16 protein-coding genes are annotated in these 20,661 nt (G+C 38.7%); 15 read left to right on the top strand and 1 reads right to left on the bottom strand.

Annotated features, from left to right (window positions below):
• Nucleotides 1-111: 111 nt before the first annotated feature.
• The 12 genes from dnaE to KO511_RS05010 all read left to right on the top strand — a co-directional run bounded on the left by dnaE (nucleotide 112) and on the right by KO511_RS05010 (nucleotide 16,630).
• Entirely contained in the window at nucleotides 112-5,148 is a 5,037-nt protein-coding gene (dnaE, locus tag KO511_RS04955) for a DNA polymerase III subunit alpha (protein WP_215986368.1), read from the top strand.
• Nucleotides 5,149-5,518: 370 nt separating this feature from the next.
• A complete protein-coding gene (locus KO511_RS04960) occupies nucleotides 5,519-7,330 on the top strand; it encodes a GspE/PulE family protein (protein WP_215986369.1) in 1,812 nt (603 codons plus the stop codon).
• A 93-nt stretch (nucleotides 7,331-7,423) separates the two neighbouring features.
• Nucleotides 7,424-8,401 (top strand): type II secretion system F family protein, encoded by a 978-nt coding sequence (locus KO511_RS04965; protein WP_215986370.1) that lies wholly within the window; start codon nucleotides 7,424-7,426, stop codon nucleotides 8,399-8,401.
• A gap of 96 nt (nucleotides 8,402-8,497) precedes the next feature.
• Entirely contained in the window at nucleotides 8,498-9,478 is a 981-nt protein-coding gene (locus KO511_RS04970; protein ID WP_215986371.1) for an ATPase, T2SS/T4P/T4SS family, read from the top strand.
• Nucleotide 9,479: 1 nt separating this feature from the next.
• Nucleotides 9,480-10,676, top strand: a complete 1,197-nt coding sequence (locus KO511_RS04975) for a radical SAM protein (RefSeq protein WP_215986372.1) — start codon at nucleotides 9,480-9,482, stop codon at nucleotides 10,674-10,676.
• 91 nt (nucleotides 10,677-10,767) lie between these two features.
• On the top strand, nucleotides 10,768-11,172 hold the full coding sequence (locus KO511_RS04980; RefSeq protein WP_215986373.1) for a hypothetical protein: 405 nt from the start codon (nucleotides 10,768-10,770) through the stop codon (nucleotides 11,170-11,172).
• A gap of 51 nt (nucleotides 11,173-11,223) precedes the next feature.
• Nucleotides 11,224-12,318 (top strand): radical SAM/SPASM domain-containing protein, encoded by a 1,095-nt coding sequence (locus KO511_RS04985; RefSeq protein WP_215986374.1) that lies wholly within the window; start codon nucleotides 11,224-11,226, stop codon nucleotides 12,316-12,318.
• On the top strand, nucleotides 12,305-13,384 hold the full coding sequence (locus tag KO511_RS04990; protein ID WP_215986375.1) for a radical SAM protein: 1,080 nt from the start codon (nucleotides 12,305-12,307) through the stop codon (nucleotides 13,382-13,384). The genes KO511_RS04985 and KO511_RS04990 overlap by 14 nt, the downstream gene beginning before the upstream one ends.
• A gap of 5 nt (nucleotides 13,385-13,389) precedes the next feature.
• Nucleotides 13,390-14,034: a hypothetical protein gene (locus tag KO511_RS04995; RefSeq protein ID WP_215986376.1), complete on the top strand. Its 645-nt coding sequence runs from the start codon at nucleotides 13,390-13,392 to the stop codon at nucleotides 14,032-14,034.
• Nucleotides 14,035-14,143: 109 nt separating this feature from the next.
• Nucleotides 14,144-15,151: an SPASM domain-containing protein gene (locus KO511_RS05000; protein ID WP_215986377.1), complete on the top strand. Its 1,008-nt coding sequence runs from the start codon at nucleotides 14,144-14,146 to the stop codon at nucleotides 15,149-15,151.
• Nucleotides 15,148-15,906 carry a hypothetical protein gene (locus KO511_RS05005; protein ID WP_215986378.1) on the top strand — a complete coding sequence of 253 codons (759 nt, stop codon included), beginning with the start codon at nucleotides 15,148-15,150 and terminating at the stop codon, nucleotides 15,904-15,906. The genes KO511_RS05000 and KO511_RS05005 overlap by 4 nt, the downstream gene beginning before the upstream one ends.
• Nucleotides 15,890-16,630 (top strand): tetratricopeptide repeat protein, encoded by a 741-nt coding sequence (locus tag KO511_RS05010; protein WP_215986379.1) that lies wholly within the window; start codon nucleotides 15,890-15,892, stop codon nucleotides 16,628-16,630. The genes KO511_RS05005 and KO511_RS05010 overlap by 17 nt, the downstream gene beginning before the upstream one ends.
• 51 nt (nucleotides 16,631-16,681) lie before the next feature.
• On the opposite strand, the gene KO511_RS05015 is transcribed toward KO511_RS05010, so the two are convergent.
• Nucleotides 16,682-18,448: a sigma-70 family RNA polymerase sigma factor gene (locus KO511_RS05015; protein WP_215986380.1), complete on the bottom strand. Its 1,767-nt coding sequence runs from the start codon at nucleotides 18,446-18,448 to the stop codon at nucleotides 16,682-16,684.
• 102 nt (nucleotides 18,449-18,550) lie between these two features.
• Between KO511_RS05015 and KO511_RS05020 the strand changes: the two genes are divergently transcribed.
• The 3 genes from KO511_RS05020 to KO511_RS05030 are packed head-to-tail and all read left to right on the top strand — an operon-like array spanning nucleotide 18,551 to nucleotide 20,627.
• Nucleotides 18,551-18,922, top strand: coding sequence for a PilZ domain-containing protein (locus tag KO511_RS05020; protein ID WP_215986381.1), 372 nt, complete (start codon nucleotides 18,551-18,553; stop codon nucleotides 18,920-18,922).
• A complete protein-coding gene (locus tag KO511_RS05025; protein ID WP_215986382.1) occupies nucleotides 18,909-20,039 on the top strand; it encodes a hypothetical protein in 1,131 nt (376 codons plus the stop codon). Before KO511_RS05020 ends, KO511_RS05025 begins: the two co-directional genes overlap by 14 nt.
• A gap of 51 nt (nucleotides 20,040-20,090) precedes the next feature.
• On the top strand, nucleotides 20,091-20,627 hold the full coding sequence (locus KO511_RS05030; protein WP_215986383.1) for a type 4 pilus major pilin: 537 nt from the start codon (nucleotides 20,091-20,093) through the stop codon (nucleotides 20,625-20,627).
• The last annotated feature ends 34 nt before the right edge of the window (nucleotides 20,628-20,661 follow it).

The following is a 20,661-nucleotide window of genomic DNA, read 5'->3' on the forward strand; positions in this document are numbered from 1 at the left end:
AATACCTCACACTTAAGTCATTATAGCGCCGTGTATTTATTGGTATTTCTATGACTGAACACTTGATGATGGTAATATAATGACGCAACAAACAAATCTAATGAGCAAACAATGACAGATTTCGCAATAATTAGGACTGACCATTCACTCCATGAGGGTTCAGGTAAATCAAAAGACTATGTAAGTTTTGCAGCGGAAAACGGGATTAAAACGTTGGTTATGGCAGACCGTACTATGCTTTCAGATGGCATAGGGTTCTATAAAAAGTGCTTGGAGTACTCTATTAATCCAGTAATGGGTGCCCTGCTAAGTGTTTATGATCCCAAAAGAGTATATGCAGCACAAAGTTCAAGGAATGGGTTTTTTTTTGTTCTTTTATATCAATACTTAACAGCACTGATCGGTGAAGAAGCAAGCGAAGAATACGTATCAAAATACTTCATGGAAATTGAAGGTGGTATTGTAGCACCACTACGAAAACGAGCAATTTCGGCTCCTAAAGCTACATCTACACAGCGGAAAGAATCTCTATTGTTTGCAATTAATGCCGCTTCAATCCTTGGTTTATCCAGTATTGAACAACAAGCTGCACTCCAATCAAAGCAGCTTGGATATTCAGGAGCAGCAAGCAAGAAAAAGCTTGCAGATGATTCTCGTAAAACATTCTTTGGAGAGATAGAGCTAGATGAAGAGAAAGTATCAGGTTACCTGAAAGCTTTTCCTGCTCTTTATTCTGAAATTAGGGCTGGGTCTCAGCCGAGTTTCACTTCATCCGATAAATGGGGTGGGTTTATTGACCAGTATGTTATCCCTTCATATAAATCGTGGGCTAAGGCTATCGAGGTCAAGAAGGGAGATAAACTCAATAAGCAGGATTTTGCTTTCTCAACATACCTTGAGTCTATAGCTAAGGTGCACGCTAAATTTAAATTCAGCTTCGATGATGAATATGCTCGCTCTGTTACTTCTGATTTCTTGGGTTTATCTAAAACGGGATCATCAGTACTCCCTGAAGTTATGGATGACTTGCTTGGTGAGCAACCTCCTATGTCGATTTTGGAGTTAAAGCTTACTGCTAAAAACACAGAGGCAACTTATCATGAGGTTCTTTTTGCCGAAATTTACAACCATTTACAGGCAAGCGCCTCCAGTGAAGAGGCAGCAGTATTCTCTTTAATTGATTCTGTGGGCAGTAACGTAACTTTGGCTCATAATAAACTTGATCTTACAGCATTGTATGCTGAAGCATTTTTGATGTATTGGGTTAAAGAGACGGCGGGATCGTTTAAGCCGATTCCTGTCTCTGACGAAATGACCAGTCTTGAGAAGCGTGAGCTGCAACTTCATGCTTTATACCCTGTTATTCTTGAGGCAGCAGCCGACTACAAAGATAAAAATGAAAGTTGCTATAGTGATATTACCTTATTTGCAAATACACAAGAGGGCTTCCTAAACATCAAGCGACTCATATCGCTTTCATATATGGAAGGGCAGTCTTCGGATTTGATTGAAACTAAAGGCGACAAGCGTAAGGTAAACTCATACCCTAAACTACCAATTGAGAGGCTTCGTGAGTTTTCTGATGGGTTGGTAGCGATTGTTGGTTTGCAGAATGATGAGGTTGATAAAGCTTTTCGCTACAAAACCGATATGGGTTCAGCATTCGAGTATTATGAAGATATTTTCGGTTCTAAAAATGTCCTTGTAGGTATACAGAGAAGCACAACTCAAGAAGACGGTGAGTACTTGGTTTCTGTTGAAGCGGCAAGGAATAGCGCACTTGTTGAGCATGCCTCATCTAGAGGTTTAGTTGCTTTTGCTATGAATAATGCTTTTTACCTGTGTAAGGACGATTACGAGGTAATGGATAATAAGGCAGCGATGCTTCTTGATGAGTATGTTAATTCACCATCACGAACAAAAAATTATTTTCATGGGCATTACTTAAAGTCTCCAGAAGAGTTATTGGAAATTTTTTCCGATACCCCAACTTTGCTGAATAATACTTCCAAGTTGACTGAATATCTCGGTATTGGTAATCATTTGGACATCACTCTTGATCATCCCGTACTGCCTAACTTCCCAATTCCAGATGGTTTTGATGAAACCACCTACATGAAGCATCTAGCAGAAGAGGGGATGTGGGAAAAATTTAATTTCAACGCTCTACGCGATTATAAAGTTGATAGTTTCGATGATTTGAGTGAGGAACAAGCTCAGGAAGTCGAGAGTCTCAAAGAAGTTTTTCGTAAACGCTTAGATTATGAGGTTGAGATTATAGGGAACATGGGCTTCTCTGGATATTTCCTTATCGTAGCTGACTTTATCGTTTGGGGTAAGAGTAATGGTGTGCCTATTGGCCCCGGACGCGGTTCGGGCGCTGGCTCTATTGTTGCTTATGGCCTGAATATTACAGATATCGAACCTATCAAATATGGCCTACTATTCGAGCGATTCTTGAACCCAGAACGTGTATCGATGCCTGACTTCGACGTCGATTTTGGTTCTGGTTTCCATCCAGAAACTGGGGAGCCTGTTAACCGAGACTGTGTAATTGCTTATGTCCAAAACAAATACAATAATCCAGATTCTTTGTTTCCGTCTGTTGGGCAAATCGCAACCCATGGCTTAATCGCCGCGAAGAGTGGTATCAAGAAACTTGCAAAGACTAGGTTCTTGCTCCCGTCATTTTCTGATCAACTAACTAAACTCTTCCCAGATGCACCAGAAGTAAAAATTTCTGACTGTCTCGAAATACCAGAAGTTATTTTCCGTAAAGAGCGTGAGCGAGAAGTTCACGAGTTGATGGAACTGACTTCTCGAATGGAAGGGTTGAAGCAAAACTCAGGTGTTCATGCGGGTGGTGTTGTTATTGCCCCAACAGAAATGGTTGATTTCACACCGTTCCATATTGATACCCGAGATACATCAAAAATTATTGCTCAATTTGATAAGAATGATGTTGAAACTGCTGGTCTGGTAAAATTTGACTTCTTAGGTCTAGCCAACCTGACAGCAATTGAGTATGCAAGGAAGTACATTCGATTGTTTAAGGGTGTAGATATTGATATGTCTAAAATCGATTACGGTGATAAAGATACCTTTGATTTGTTGCGCACAGGTAACTCTCACGGTGTTTTTCAGGTTGAATCTGATGGTATGCGTAAGCTTTTGAGAAAAATCTCTTGTGATAACATGGAGGACTTGTCAGCCCTATTGGCGCTATACCGTCCGGGGCCTCTACAGTCAGGAATGGTCGATAACTTCATTGATCGTAAGCATGGAAGAGAAATAACTTCATACCCAGATGCTACCTATCAGCACGATTGTTTGCAGCCTATCCTTGAGCCAACATACGGGATTATTTTGTATCAAGAACAGGTAATGCAGTGCGCGCAAGCCATGTCAGGTTACACACTTGGTGGTGCAGATTTGCTTCGTCGTGCGATGGGTAAGAAGAAACCTGAGGAGATGGCAAAGCAGCGTGAAGTTTTCCAAGAAGGGGCAGTAACTCAAGGAATAGATTCAGAGCTTTCTATGAAAATCTTTGACCTTATTGAGAAGTTCGCTGGCTACGGGTTTAACAAGTCACACTCAATGGCTTATGCTCATGTGACATTCCAGACAGCTTATTTGAAGACTCACTTTACTCGCGAGTATATGGCTGCTCTTTTGACAGACCAATCAAGTACCCCTGATAAACTCAAAGCGACACTGGTGGACTGTAACCGAAACGGAATCACTATATTTCCGCCTGACGTAAACCAGTCTGATACAGAATTCTTGCCAGAAGATGAAAATGCAATCAGATATGGTTTGCTTGCTATCAAAGGTGTTGGTGAGGATAAGCTGAAAGCCATTCTTGAGGAAAGAGAGCGTAATGGTGAGTTCAAATCAGTTGAGGATCTAAGGAAGCGCTGTGGCGGAAAGTTTGATAAGAAGGTAGCAGAGGGGCTTCTCTTTGCTGGTGCGCTTGACTCACTTGAAACGACTCGCGACCTTCCAGATGGTGCTTTGAGAAAAGAGAGTGAGTTAGCTACCTCTGAGAAGACTACTCCTAAACTTGAAGGTTTGAAGTCTGATTTCTTTGCTAAAAAACACGAGAAAGATTCACTAGTTCGCCAAGGTAAAGATTTGAGAGAAATGATCTCAAGCGTAATTTCTTATTACGGTGAGCGATACGGGCTAACGGTATCCAGCCATACATCAATGGACAATAAAACTCTCGGGGAAACGGCAGCGTACCTAATCAAAGAAATTCCTCTTATGGTTGATAAAGGTGCAGATAAGTTCAGTGTTTCTGAGGATGTGAAAAACCTTGAAACTCAGTTGCGCCGAAGAAATGAACTAGCAAACAATTTCCGTAAAGTTAATTCTGAGCTTGAGGTCATAGAGTCGCAACTTAATGCAGAGAAGGATAGATTGAGTTCTGGCGGAGAAGCGCAAACTAGCGATGAAGGTGAGCGATTAGTTTCTTTTGATAAGCGTGCATATCTCTGGACAGACATTGAAGCAATTGTTATGAACTTAACAATTGCTAATTTGGCAAAGGCAGAGAGTTTTGAGAAAGCACTCAACTCTATCGACTATAAGGTGATTGAGCGTTTTTCAGATGCTTACCGACTTAAGCAAGAAATGGGTTACTTGGCCTACTATGTTTCTGGGCATCCATTTGATATTGATAACTTAAGAGTAAGACTATCTCAGAGTTTCGGGAATACGCCTATTTCTCAGTTAACTTATCCTTCGACTGAAGGTTTGGAAGAAGAGGAACGAAGAGAAGTGGAGAGATCAACTGCTCCTAGCCGAGTAGCAGGTGTAATTGCAAGCATTCATCAAATCAAAATCAAGAAAGAAACAAGCAAAAACTTTGGTCGTGATATGGCTTTCCTAGTTCTTGATGATTCGTTTGGTGAAATGACTGTAATGGTTCTACCTGACATGTTTGATTTAATTAAGTCGAATTTGTTTATTGGTGCACCAATGGCTATAGAGGGAGTGGTTCTTCGTGATAATTATGCAGATGATGACTCAATGACGGTAACACCTTGGGTAGTTTATGATCCTCAAAATCCAGAAAACGAGGTTTATGAGAACAGGCCAAAGGGTCGTTACAATAAAAAAGACAATGGGAGCGGTTGGAGTTAAAAATAGTTCAGGCATTTGGGTTATTGATGCGTAATCTTTTATGGCTTCGGTTCAATCGAATCAAGCGGTTAGTTATGGGCGGGTTTTTACTCGCCTTTTTTGTTCCTTGCTTTAATGATTTTTATTTCTTAATTTTTCAATAAAGGAACCAGTAGCGTAAGTTATTTTAGCTTACATATTTTTTTTAACTTTAAGGTGTATACGATTTTTGTATACGCTTTTTTAAATACATTTAGGTGCAAGCACTTTTTTGATAGCACTTAAGTGATAACACTTCTGTGTATACGCTTTTTTTGATTGAAAACTTGTTGTCAGTTAAGCAGATGTTATGTAAGCGTAATCGCTACTTGTAAAAAAATAAATAATAACAATGGCAGGGCAATTCCCAGATATTAGAAATGTCAGTGACTTAGGAAGTGACTGGACATTGATTGGTGTAGACAAAGGAGACACCCAGCATGTAAAGATTCCGAAGCGACATCAGCAGTACGTCGCTATTATTAACGCGAATGTAGAGGGTGATGAAGGGAACCAAAGCGTTCTTTACTTCTTAGGCTATAAAAAATTTCTTGCCTCAGAGCAGGGAAGACTGCTTGTTGCGGAGGTTTCATCAAAATACAAACTTGTTCGTAAGGTTCAGCCACTAGATCATCCAGCGGTTTTAAAGAAGATATACCTTGAGTGGGCTGAAAGGGTTAAGAGCAACAAGGTAAACATCAAAGATGAGAAAAAGAATGACGCCGTATCTGAGCTAGATAATGTTAAAGAGGCTACAGCCCTCATAGAGCAATGCCTTAAGGATAATGCCTCAGACTTACACTTAGAGGTACGTCATGATGAAGCTAAAATCCGCCGAAGAATTAATGGCAGTATCTCAGAACTAACTAAGCTCACGCCTCATGAGGGTAAAAGTCTCGGTAATACGATCTATAACGTACTTGTGACTGTAGGTGCTGAGGTTTTTGACCCCAATAACGTACAAGATGGTCTTATAGATAAAGACCTTGGGACAATGAGACTTAGAGGTCGTGTTGCTACATCTCCTGTGCAGCCAGATGGTTTTGATATGGTTATACGCCTTCTGAAGATTCAGAATGCAACTAAGCCACAGTCATTAGGGACTTTAGGTTACTCGGATTGTGAAATTAAGAGGATAGAGGTAGCCACAAACAAACCATCAGGTGTAATTATTATTGCTGGCACGACAGGTAGTGGTAAGTCCACGACTCTGCAAAACCTACTGATGACCAAGATTCTTCAAGAGAAAGTACAGATAAAGGTTATTACTGTCGAAGACCCTGTCGAGTACTTTATACCAAATGCAACTCAAATAAGTGTTGTCCGCGACAAAAATGGTGACGCTAAAAAAAGCTTCGATGCTGCTGTACGCACAGCTATGCGCCAAGATCCAGACGTGCTCATGGTTGGGGAAATCCGTGACCAACAAAGTTGTGACTTGATGAGATCAGCGGTGCAATCAGGCCACCCAGTTTACTCAACTGTCCATGCATCTTCCTGTATAGCAACTATAAGCCGATTAGAGGCATTGGGACTGAGTCGTGATATCATGGCTTCTCAAAACTTTTTATCTGGTCTGTTTTATCAAAAGCTTCTCGCGAAGGTTTGCCCTCATTGTGCAAAACCTTTAAAGGGGAACGCTATCCCGTTCAGGCTAACTGAGAAAGATTTTCTTACTTCGTTAAAAATTCTTAATCAAGATTCGGCAGACGTGTGGTTTGGTAGATACGCAGAATCAAACTCAAAAGTCTCTTTCGTTAGGTATCTTCAGGACTCAAGAGTTATTAATTGTGAACAAGCAGACACTGTTGCTAGTTCGTATATGATGTTTAACAACAAAGATAAGGCAGAGAGATTACTTGAAAGGATTAAGAAAGTTTCTGACATTGGTAATGACAAAATTCTCTTCAGGGGCGCTGGGTGCAAAGCGTGCAAGCATAGCGGAATTATCGGTAGGATACCTGTAAGTGAAGGTATCAACTTCGATATTGGAATGCTTGATATGGTCGCGAAGAATGATGAGCAGGCTTTAACATCTTATTGGAGGAAAAATAAAGGTGGTCGTTTTGCGCTTGAGGATGCCATCGTAAAAATGAGACTTGGGTTAGTTGATCCTGTGGACATCGAATCTCACTTGGATTTGCTCGATTCAATCTCAGTCTAAAAATAACAAACTAAAATGTATATAAAATTTATGCAGTCCCGATTCGCTTCAAATAAAAAGAAAGCGAAGGTTTTGAAGAAGTTGGGATCACGTATGAGGGTTGGTAGAAAGGCTCTCGACTGTTTTAAAGATTTGGCTGAATCATTTGAGAATAGTGATGATGCATTTTACAAAATAGATCCTGTTTATGCGTTCCTGAAAAATGGTAGTGAAGTACTAGGTAGAGGTCGCCCACTTTCAGATTGTTTCGTCGGATGGCTACCTCCTGAGCAATTGGTTCTGATAAGAACAGGTGAGGAAACGGGTAAAATAGCTGAAGCTCTAGAACAATGTGTTACATTGGATAAACAGATTTCATTAATTAAGAAAACAATCAAGAAAGCTTCATTTTTACCTGCCTTTGCATCTACGCTTCTTCTTGGGGTTTTGGTTGGTGCATACCAAAAGGGTATACCTCTACTTAAGGAGGTGCAGCCTGTAGAGGAGTGGGGAGAAACTCCATTGCAGTTGCTTGCCATGACTGAGGTATTTGGTGCTGAGCCTATAAAGACAGTATTAATAGCTATTGCGTTTGTTGCATTAATGGCTTGGGCAATTCCTAACTTCGATGTTAGGGGGAGACCAGAGATACGTAACGCTCTAGATAAATACGCACCATTCTTTGGGATTTACAGGGTTTTGCAAGCTTCTATATTCTTGAGATCATTGGCTACGCTGTTATCATCGGGTGTTAGAATTAAAGATGCGTTAGAGCTAATTATTCAAAACAGCCCTAAGTATGTTGGTAACCGAGTGGCTGAGATGAGGGATAAGGTATCAAGCGGGGGTGAGTTGAGTGAGTGTTTCATTAACCCCTTCTTAGGTGAGAATGGTAAAGACTTATCAGATATGGCGCAAGGTGACTCGCTTGAGGAGGCTCTTGAAGAGGTTGCAACTGAAACGATGGAGGAAGTTCTAGAATCGCTGCCAGCAAAACTTGGGGTTATCGGTAAGTTGATGATTGGTGGCTGTCTGATGGTTGTAATGTTTGCCATGGGTGCATTCTATGAAATTGTTGGTTCAATCACTTAACCTTAAATTCCAATACCATACAGAATAGGCTCCTTTTGGAACCTTTTTTTGATTTGCCTTTTCTTTAACATTAGTTTTAATCTTGTTAAAAAAAAGATGAATCAACCTAAGGCAGTTATAAGTGAAAGTGAAGTATTAGACTTCTCTGATATTTATATACATCTAAAAGAGCCAGAAACAAAAAGCTATATGTTTTTTAAGAGGATTCGACAAACTGTTGATGTAAATGCGGATAGCGCACCTCACATTAAGAAGATGGCTGACATCATAAAGAAAAAGCACGAAGAAACTAAGCAGTTGAGTTTCAGGATTGCTTACCTTAAGAGGCTTTATCGTGTAACGATGATAAAAAGTGTTGATGGGACTATGGCTGAGTGCCGCGCTCAGCCTAGGCAATTAATATCACTAAGCAAATTAGGTTTACCTCCACAAGTTAAAAACTGGACTCTAAATGAAAGGCTCTGTAAGGGTGGCCTAATCTTGGTTGTTGGTGCTGTAGGTAGCGGTAAAACGACAACTTGCGCAGCCATAGCTAAGGCAAGAGTAGAGTTGTTCGGTGGAGTCTTGCTAACAATAGAAGACCCTGCCGAACTACCAATGCATGGGCGAATTGGTAATGGGTTGTGTGTTCAATATGAAATAGAAACAAAGGAAGACTTTCTAGAAGCAGGCCGACTAGCTTTACGATGCTATCCCGCAGATAAAGCCGGAATAATGTTTATTGGCGAAATCAGGGATTCAAAATCGGCGTCACTTGCATTGAGAGCATCCCTAGATGGAAGATTGGTGGTTGCTACAATACATGGAGATTCTGTAATTTCGGCACTACAACGACTGATTTCTTACTCAACCGAAGAAATGAGTATTAATGAGGCTTACTCATTACTTCAAAATGGTTTTAGGTTGTGTCTGCACCAAGAGTGGGTTGCAGGACAGTTAAAGGTTCAATTTCTGGCTGATACGCAGGCTGCCGCAAAAACAATCAAGCAGCAAAAAATTGATTTACTAGGAAGTGAGCTTTACGCCCAACAAACTAAGCTGATAAATAATGAGCCTATAAAATTAAGGGAAATATAAAATGCTAATAAATATGTTTGACGCCTCAACGGGCATGGTTAAAGAATTTACACCCAATGAGGCACCAGTTAGAAGAATTTCGGTTGTATTGGCTAAACCTACAAAGGCATGTAACGCTGATTGCTCATATTGTTTTGCAAAACCTTATGATAAGGATAGGTGGACAATAGGGCGATTTAAAGCATATTTCGATAAAGTGGAGCCATACCTTCAAGAGCCTGTTCAGTGGATATGGCACGGCGGTGAGCCGATGCTAATGGGGGTCGATTTTTACAGAGAGGCAGAGAGTTATGCAAAGAAAAGTGGACTGGATATTAAATTCTCAATGCAAAGCAATTTGACAATGTTTTCTGAGGATAAGTGGCTTTCATATATAAAAGAAGATATTAATCGTCGAATATCTACAAGTTATGATATTGATGAGGTATCTAGGACGATTGGCGGAGATGCAGACAAGTATAATCAGCGTTTTTTTGGTTCTTTGAATTCTCTGATGGAAAACCAAATTAGTCCATTTGTGATTGGCGTATTTGATGATAGTAACATCAACCTTGCGTTCTCAATGTATGAACTATCGAAAAAGTACGAGGAGAGGTATGGTGTTGGCTTGGATTTCAGAATCAACCCTAAAGTAGTGAAAGAAGGTGTCGGTTTCAGTCAAGCTTTTCAGCTAGATCCAGTTGTATACGGTAATATGCTGGTGGAGTTACTTGATAAATGGCTTGACGATCCTGATGCTAATTTTGCTATAACACCTATTGATGCATTCATAAGGTTTTATTTCAATAGTGGGCAAAACACGACTTGCCCTTGGACGAACAAGTGTGCTGGTACTTTTTTAAACATAGAGCCTAATGGGGATGTGTATAATTGCGATGATATAGTTCATTACACTGGGTTTGATTTCAAGTATGGAAATCTAGATGACGATAGTATGGAATCTATACTGTCAAGCGACCCTTTAAAGGAACTAACGCTAAGGATGCACCAGATTGACCCAGAGTGTGCTCAATGTGAGTTTTATTATGCTTGTCGTGGCGGATGTGGTGCCCTGAGTCAGTTAAACAAAAAAGTAGGAAATGGGAGATACCCTTACTGTGCAACAAATAAAATTTTATTCGGAAGAATAAAGCAACTTGATGAACTTGGTAGGTCTGAGGAATTAATAAAAAAGGCTGGCACCGACTTGAATTTGTGATTTAAGGAAATAATTTACTAAAATTTATTTATTGCACGAAAGTAACTTGATATTGAGTGCTAATAAAATTAAATTTAAACAAAACTATTATATGAATCATGTACTGAATGTGGTGGTAGCTGCTGCTACAATTGGAGCAATGGCAAACATCGATAAAATCGACATTTCTTCAATAGACATTTCTGGCGTAAGTGATGATGGTATGAAGGATGCTCAGGCTTTTTTAAAGACACCTTTAGTTAGAGAGGTTATTGATAATAACTTCTCTCAATTGGTAAGTAATATATACAAAGAAGACGTCCGTCTTATTGATATATACGCATCAGTTCAAAGCTCAGGTAAAGATGATACCTTATTTGAGGATTACAGCAATGGTACTCAGGATGCAGCTAACGGAAAAACTATTACCGCTAGTTCGCGAACAACTCATGTATCGTGTCATGGGAATTGCCACGGGAATTGCCATGGAAATCATAGCTCTAGAGGCTGGAGATAATAATAATACAGTGGCGCTTTTTGCGTCACACTTTTTTTTACATAGGTCATAATGATTTCTGCTTACATAAAACTTTCTAACTTCTGCAACATGGGTTGTAGTCACTGTTATCTTCCTGAGTCGGTTAGGGGAAATCAAACCATGATGGAAGACCAAATATTCAACGAAACACTTAAGCACATAAAAGAACTTTGCGATACGCAACTTGATAATGAAGTTCTAATACTGTGGCATGGTGGAGAGCCTTTACAATTTGACAAAAAAGTATTTGAAAAAAGATTGGTTCAGGCAGAAAACTACTTCTTCTCTCATGGGGTAAAGGTTTCTCATGGAATGCAAACGGCTTTAATTAACTTCGACGAAGAATGGGGGAGAATTATTAAAAGGTACTTCAATTCAAGCATCGGAGTTAGTGTCGATCCTGCTTCAAGGAGTATAAATGGGGATGCCATTAGGTATGATTCAGTATTAACTAAAAGAATAAGGCTTGCGCAAGAAATGGGTATTACTATTTCTGGCAATGTTTGTCCTTCGGTATCTGATATTGGCAATGAAGGATTATTGCTCGACTGGTTTAGTGATCATAATATAAGTGGATTTTCAATTGATAGGTACAATTCATTTGGTGAAGGAATAGACCCAAATAGGCCGAGTAACAAAGAACACTCTTTATTTCTAAGAAATCTTCTTGAGGCTTCATTAGAACGTATTAAGGATGGAAAGAGAGTTGCTGTGTGTTCCACTTTGGTCTCTGCTATTGGCGGGGTTCTAAATGGTAACTCTGGTGATAGATGGGGTGTAAGTTGCTTAGAGGATTATATAGTCGTAAACCCTGACGGTGTAACAAATACATGTCCTGATAAAATTTCTGAAGAAAGTACCTACACAGATGGGAATGGGTTCGTAAACTCTGATAAAAGAATACAGGCAATCTCAAATCATAAGTTATTGCACCCGAAAGACCATTGCTATTCATGTGAATACTTTAATTGGTGTAAATCAGGGTGTCCAATAACTATAAATTCTTGGGAGCTAGAGGGGGAGTGCTCTGGGTACAGTAGGTTTTTGAACCATGTAAAATTATTACTAAATACAGAAGAGAAAGTTATAAAATATTATTTTTCAGGTGAGTATGAAGAACGTTAATGATTCAAATAAATTCGATCACTTAGTTTATGTCAGGCTCACAGAAGCCTGTAATATGAATTGCGACCATTGCTTTATTCCTGCAAATCCGAAAAAGATGTCGATAGAAGACTGCAAGAACATTCCAGAAATTGTATCTGGGTTCACAAAAAAAGGAGACAAGATTATTTTGCAGTGGCACGGCGGTGAGCCAACTCTTTTCGGTTCAAGTCGATTTGAGAAGGTCTTATCTTATTTGGAAACAGAAATGAAAGACAAGAAGGTGATGCATGGCATACAAACGAATTTAGCAAATTACACTGTAGAGTGGGGTGATATATACAAAAGATATTTTGACTCCAGAATTGGTGTGTCATGGGATTATAAGATTCGGCATGCAAGAGGCGAGTCATTCGATGATATGTTTTTGCGACAAGTGTCTAAATTGAGGGAGGATGGGATTGAGTTTGACCTTACAATAACCACGTCAAGGCCATTTAATGAATGGGTGATGAGTGACCCTTCTGCATTTTTTAATTTCATTGAGATGATAAAGCCAAAAAGTGTTCATTTGGAGAAGATAACGAAAACGGGTAACGCTAGGTTAAATTGGGATTCTGTTGGTTTGAATAATAAGCAATATAGCGAACTTCTGAGCCTGATATACATTTATTCTATTAACTGGATGGGTGGGGTTAAAAGTTGGTTCGATGGGATCTCTCCTTTGAGTGATTACGAATCTGATATTAAAGCGATGGTATCGGGAGAAGAACTGGATTTACGGGGGTGTACATCAGGTGTGTGCGATACAAGATTTCATACTATTGACTCTAATGGGTATAAGTTTGGTTGTACGGCAATCAATTCAGAAGTAGATAATTCTTCAGCAACCACGATAGTAAACCTAATATCTCCAGACCAGTTAAGGGATATACGAAACGAAAGGGTACTCAGTTGCGATGGGTGTAGCTTCACACCAATATGTAACACTGGATGTATTGCTAACACAAAGGTAGATTCGAGCGGTGAGTGTAATGGCGCTTTTACATTGCGAGATAATATTTTTAATATATTAAAAACAAGATAAATACTATGAATATTTCAGAAATTGAGAAGTCCGAAGAAGAGTGCCTTCACGGTCTAGTCCTAGATAAAATGCCGGATACTATCCCTGATAACTTAAAGGAGGTATCGGTTAAAGCAGAGTTGAAGTTGGGCGCTTTGTGTCCAGAATTTGTCACCAAGTTAGTAACTTGGACTATTAAATGTAAACCAAAGGGTGTTTATACAATTGTTGAGTTCAATGATTTGGAGCCTGAAATGGTGTCTAGGCTCATCCTTGTTTGTGGTAACTTACAGGTGGGAATATCTTTGATTCCTCCGGCTGATTTTACACCCGATGAATTAAGTAATTATAAAAAAGTACTTAATGAGGCTGCTGTTGCTTTGCTAAAATTCCGAGGAAGTGCCCCTTATCTATTCCCAGTGTGCAATTACCTTGAGTATATGGCTGCGAATGTTCTCAGTGGAATAACAGCTTTAGAACCCAAAGATCTATACACGAAAAACACCTTTAAAAATGTGCTTCCACTTGATTGGGTTGATGACATTAAGTCATCTTTGGCTGATGCTGTTTATGATCACTTAGGGGGAAGGGAGAAATTTGAAGAGTCAGTAAAATTGATGGCTTATGTAACCTCAAACTCAGTAGAAGGTAAGATATCAGGAAATGGATAATTTCTGCATAATGCTAAGGCTCACAAACAGGTGTAATGCTGAATGTGATTACTGTAGCACCAATACAAAATCAACTGAGTACCTATCTTTATTAGACCTGAGCGAATCATTGAATTCGCTCAAAATTTATATGAAAAATATAGGTCTATCGCCAAGCTCAACTGAGGTGACTGTGTGTTTTTTAGGAGGTGAGCTTACTACTTTAAATATTAATTACCTGCGTCAAGCAAAACTTCTTGTTGAAGGAGCACTGTCAGATTTTCAGGGTGTGTTAATAGGGATGCAAACGAATTTGATAATGAGCACGCATAAACTAGATGAAGTTTATGAATTATTTAATGGAAACCTAGGAACAAGTGTTGATAATTTCACTGACGCAAGACGATTTAAGGGAAGTGGGAAGCTATATAAGGATACATTTGATAAGAATATAAGTCATTTGAGGTCACATAAAAATAAAAGCCTTGGAGCTTGTTATGTAGTTTCTGATGAGGGTTTTCAAAATGTACTAAAAGAAGTCGATCTTGCTAAAGAGAATAAGTACCCTCTGAAGTTAATTATGGCCAGACAGAGCTATAAAGGGGACTCTTATTTTGATTTTCTAAACGGATTAGAGAAAGCAACTGATTTGTATTTAAATATTCTGGAACAGTGGTTTATGCAGTCACCCGTTCCTTTAGACCCCTTTCTATACATGTTAAATCGTAAGTTGTCTCAATTAGGTGATACTACCCTCGGCTGCTTTGAGTCTTGTAACTTTACGAATAGTTGTCATAAGCAAGGTGTGAGTATCGAGCCAAATGGTGATTTTTATTTTTGCCAAGAAATGGCTGACCTTAAAAGTTTGAGGTTGGGTAACCTAATTGAGTCAGAATTTGACACCAAACCCATAGAAATTTCACAATTCCGTGAATCAAATATATCTATAACATGCTCTAGCTGTGAACACTTTGTTAGCTGTAAAGGTGGCTGTATGGCATATTCAGTTGATTTAGGGGGTGGTTATCAAAACAAAGATCCGTATTGCTCTATGCATTACGCAGTATTCAGTAAGTTAGATCAGTTAATCGAACAATATGGAATTAGTGAAGTTATCAAATGGAAAAATAGTTTATGAAAATAAAAGCAAATATACTGATTGGCTTAATAAGCCTAATGTTGCCATCAGTTGTTCAAGCATCTGTTAATGAAACAGATAGCGCGGGTAGAACTAAGCTTATGGTTGAATTATCCACATGGAGGTACGGTGATAGCTTGGATAGGATAAATGCCCATATACTTGAATCATCATTTAATCCGCACATAAAGGATAATTTTGGTCGAACTGCTTTAGATTATGCTAAGAAGTATAAGGTGAAGCCAATTGAGTACGTTTTAGCTAAAAAGGAGTTTATCAGGCATTACAAGAAGGTAAATGATTATAAGTATGAGAGTGTTTTTAGTGACAAAGGTTCAGATGCCCAGTTCATCAAAGCTGTAGCTAATGGCTCATTGACTCAAGTAAAGAGATTTTTGAGTGAGCACAATGACTATAACTTAAATTATGAAATGGTTGGCGGGATTACTCCTTTGTCTGCTATCTCAATGATAAAAGACGTTGATCTATCAGCATTAATGTTCAGCGAGCTTGTTTCCAATGGTGCTAATGTTAATGAGGTTTTGGATTACCAAAACGGCGATACTCTAGGTCATATATTTTGTGCGAATGACAATTATCTTATGCTGCTTTTGGCAATTTCGAAGGGATATGATATAAATTTAAAAAATAAAGATGGCTTAGATGTTTACGAATATTCTGCGCAAAATGGGAAGAAGTTCTGTCAGGCGCATCTTGAAAATATAGCAAGAGTTAAAGATGGAAAAATACTGTAACTCCTTTTTGGATAAACTCGTGATCGCCAAAACGATAAAAAACCCAAGGGAAGCAAAAGAAAAAATTGACTTGATAGTGAAAGAAATTAAGTCAGCAGCAAAGGATAAAAACAAAGAAGCCATCGTTGCCTACTGTTACCTTCAGGTTTCAGGATACAAGGTTGAGCAGAATGCTGTTGCTGGCAGGGAACGACTAAGTCAAATGATTACCAAGCAGCGTTGCCCTGAGGCTATGTTCTTCGTGGCAATTGCCTATCATCACGGAGACTTGGGTTACCCTGAGGATAAGACTAAAAGTGAACAATGGTTTAGGGATATCTCTGTAAATACTGAGCTGGAGGTTTCCGAAAGAAAGAGGGCTGTAGCGGCTAAGTATGTTGGAGGCTTATTCAAAGAAGGAGAGGTTGTGTCAAAAGATCTTGCTGAAGCAGCAAGGTTCTATTTAATTGCATCTGAACTCGGTTGCGAACAAAGCTCATTGTTACTTGGAACAATTTACCTGAATGGGACGGAGGGTGTTTTTGGGACAATCTTGGAGAGGGACTCTGTTAAGGGGTTATCACTGTTACACGCCTTAGCGGATAAAGGTAACTCTAGTGCCATAGAGGCTATTGTTGTATACCATCTAAGGGAGGCGATGTCTTGGTGCTCAAAATCCACTAATAGATCTGAGGTTGTTCATGCTTCAGCACAAGCTTTAGAATGCATTGAGTGGCGATTATAATAGTTGAAAATATCAAGCAACGCCAATATTGGCGTTGCTTTAGTTTTAAGGCTACAGGTAGTCAGTTAGCTTTTCGTCTTTGGTGACCTCTGAAAGCTTTTCACAACCTTTCTTTTCAAGTTGTCTAATCCTTTCTCTGGTAACCTTAAACTGTTTACCAGCTTCCTCCAGAGTGTGCTCATGAGAAACGCCAAACCCATGTCTCATCATAAGTATCACTGCATCCCTCTCAGGAAGGTTTTTTAGAAGCTGCAACAAGACTCTTCTTCTTTCTTCAAGTTCGTAGTTTGTGCTTGGGCAGCAACCCACAGTACCTTCATCATCATATTCAATTAGTGATAAAAGCGATGCATTAGATTCATCATTATTGCTCGATGACGGGGCAACATGTAAGCTAATAGGATCTCTTTTTGAGCTAATGGCTAGTTTGACTTTCTCAACATCTACATTTAGATTTTCTGCAGCCTCTAGTTCTGTAGGTGGCCTACTTTTAGCTGATGTATATGCCTTAGTGAACTTATCAATTTTCTTGATTAATTCCTGCATATGAGCCGGAATTCTAATCTGTGTAGCCTGATCATGCATTGCTCGCGTAATTGCTTGCCTAATCCACCAAGTAGCGTAAGTGCTAAATTTGTTGCCCATTCTGTAATCGAACTTCTCAACTGCTCTTTGAAGACCTATATTGCCCTCTTGAACCAGATCCATGAACTCTACAGTAGGACTTCTGTATTTTTTAGCTACATGAATAACAAGTAGCAAATTAGCTTCACACATTTTGTTTATGCTTTGCGTCGTTTTGTTGCTATAGTCGAATGTAATTTTCCAAACCTTCTCAAGTAGGGTTGGTGAGATACCAATTCCTTTTCCCAGTTTTTCAATATCTAGGCTTATTAGAGCTAGTTTGCTTCTGTGATGGTCTGGAACAGATAGAGTGCTTAGCTGGCCTTGATTAATTGTGGCATAATAGTGACCAATAAGCTTATCTCGACTCATCTTTGAGCCATTTTCAAGGCTCATATATTTTTTCTTTAAGCCAAAAAGTTGATAACTTACTTCTTTTGCTGACTTTATTAGTTGCTTGACGTAATCGTTATCAACATTGAATTTTGTTAGTTGCAATATGTCTTCAATGTACGATTTGGCTTCATGAGGTAGAGTTTTGAACTCGTTTAGGTCAGCATATTTAAATGAGTAGAAAGAGTAAGGCGCAGAGTATTCTTGTGGCTCACCTTTTTTCAGCTTTTGCTTAACAAGAAGTTTCTCTTTATTTTCAGATATAGTGACAGGATCTAGGCTTCTGAAAAATATAGCCATTTTCTCAACAATTTCTGCGTTAAGGATATTTACTAACTTTGGTGCAGTTTGCGCTATAGATTCAATAATCCCTGCCACTAACTCAAGACCTTCGTCCTCTGGCTCTTGTTCTTGCTCAGGGTCATCATCATCGGTCTTCTTTTTGCTATAGCATGAAATCTTTGGATGAGAATTCACTTGTCTATTCTGCCTTTCTAGTTCATCCATTAGTAGATCAAGTGCAGGCTTGAATAGGAGGACAAAAGCTAAAGAAGTGTTCTTTGTGAACTCAATTTGTTGGCTGATTATTATCTCTTGGCCTTTTGTCAAAAGTTTTGTGCGACCTGCTTCGAGCATATACCTTGAGGCTGCATCTTTATGTTTGTTTTCAGCAGTGTTTTTAACTGCATCGAGAAACTCTTGTTGACCTTCATAATCTTCAATTGAGTCTGAATCATCTACAAATTGATTATCATCAATGTCTACATCTGGAAATATATCTTCTATAGATTTCGTGTTCATTGCTTTCACTTTAATTCTTAAGTATTAATTTATTATTGAATGTAATTTTGGGCGTGTCTATTGTATTTTAGCCGATTCAATTACTATATTTTTTAGAAAAGCATGGATATTAAACGAACAATGCCTAGAGTTGGTTGCTCTATCCCTTGCAAGATAATTTTTAACGAGACCTCAGAGCTTCATGGTTATGTCGCGGATGTTTCTTGTGATGGATTGTCTTTTTCTCCTAGCTATGGCGAATTCCCAGAATCTTTTAGTAATTCTAAGTCCTTTAGTGTTGAGATTGATATGTCTGATTTTTCAGATATCGGAAAAAAAATTAATTTTGAAGCAAACCTTAAGTGGAAAAGAGGGATGATTGTTGGCTTTAAGGTTGAATTCATGGATATGGCTAACTTTAAGAAGTGGTGGTTCCTTGTTTTCACTTTATTTTTCCCAAGAAACCAAAAACCTAAGTCAAATGGACATATTTAAAGAAGCGCTGAAGAGGGTGAGAGATCCAATATACAAAAATCGTCTACTTAATGATAAAAAGGTAGAAGGTTGTGTATTTAGTTTCTTAGGTACTGATATTGAGGGGATGTTGCTGCCACATAACTCCAACGCAGCCCAAGTGCTCCACAGAGGAGTCGAAAAAGTAATCCATACCAAAAACTCCTTGTCGCATATTAGTAAAGTATCGGGGAAAGACATGTCTCTATCTGTATTTGGTAAAGAATATATGATCAGAAATAGAGGTGATGTTTCGCTAGTATATAGAGATTTATCTGACATGCTTCACCTTGGAATTTTCAATGAGAAACTGGACAGATTCTTATCTGCTACTAATAGCGGGGGTGGTTTATCTCTAGTTGGCTCACCATCTCTGCTTTTGAGCGCGGCTTTACTCGATTGTATAGAGAAAAAGATGAAGAGTTCTGTTTGTAGGTTGGTTAAGGTTAAAAATAAGTTCAAAGCTTTAGAATATAGTGTTGATGGAAGTACATGTGTATTGGATATATGCTTTGATTCATTAACAGAAGCGCTTAATTATATTGAGTTATCACCATATAGATACATATTTATAGAATCATATTCTGGTTTCACTGCAATTCATGAGGCGCTTAATTTATCAACTCAAGGTAAAGTTGTAGTTTACTGTGAGTCTGGAGTAGGTTCTACATATTCAATATATAATGCGCAAACTACTCTTGATAACAATGTTTTTAGTTCTATGTTTTTATCCTCTATGTTTGTCAACACTTTGCCTTGCGTTCACGGGAAGAGGCTACCGAAAGTGACTTTTAACAGGCATAGATCTTATTCAAAATGGTCTGTGTTAAAAAGTTCACCAACCCCAAATGAATATGTCTTAATTGATCCAGTGGATGGAATTGATTCAGTCGCGGTAGGGGCAATTCTTTTATCGGAAGTTGTTGAGACATCTAAGGCATTGAAAAAATGGATTGCTGAGAATATAAGCCCTTCGGACTTAGCGGCTAATTTAAGACTTGATCAGGGTTGGTTATCTATTTCAGATGAGGCTTCTAAGGCAGCAAGGGAGGAATTAGTTACCTTCGATCAAATTCAAAATAAAATAACCTTAATTTAGTTTTTTTGTTTGAAAAAGTTATTTTAAGTTCTTACTATTTTAAGAAAAACTATGCGTAATAACACAATTAATCTCAAACCCAAATCTAAAAAGGGTTTTACAATAATCGAAATAACAGTAGCGCTTGTCGTTATTGCGATTCTTTCAGCAACTCTGTTGCCTCGATTCTTTGAACAGCAAAAAGCAAGTCAAGCTAAGTCGGAGTTCGACAAAATTACTGAACTAAGGCAGCGTATCGAAAACCTTTATGATGGTGACCTTAATTATGATGGAGTAGATGTAGCTTGGTTAGACCAGGTCCCTAAATCATTCACTAAGAAAGGTAAGAACGTTTACAATGTTTGGAAAAACACTATTACTGTTGGAAAACATGGGCAAAATGGCTACTACATCGAGTACAACAAGGTTCCTAAGGGGATTGCATGTACAGAGTTCGCAAAGCTTGGTAGAGATGCAGGTTGGGCTGAAATTAAAATTGATACTGCAAGCGTTTTAGCTGAAACTAGCACTCCGAATATAGCTAAATATTGCAGAGCTGACAATTCTACGGCAGTAGTTAGTGCATTCCGATTCATCCACAAAACGTAATAGAAAAAACTAAATAATAGCCGCTGAATTTTCA

This window comes from Vibrio hepatarius, assembly GCF_018860525.1.
In the GTDB taxonomy this organism is placed as follows: Bacteria; Pseudomonadota; Gammaproteobacteria; order Enterobacterales; family Vibrionaceae; genus Vibrio; species Vibrio hepatarius_B.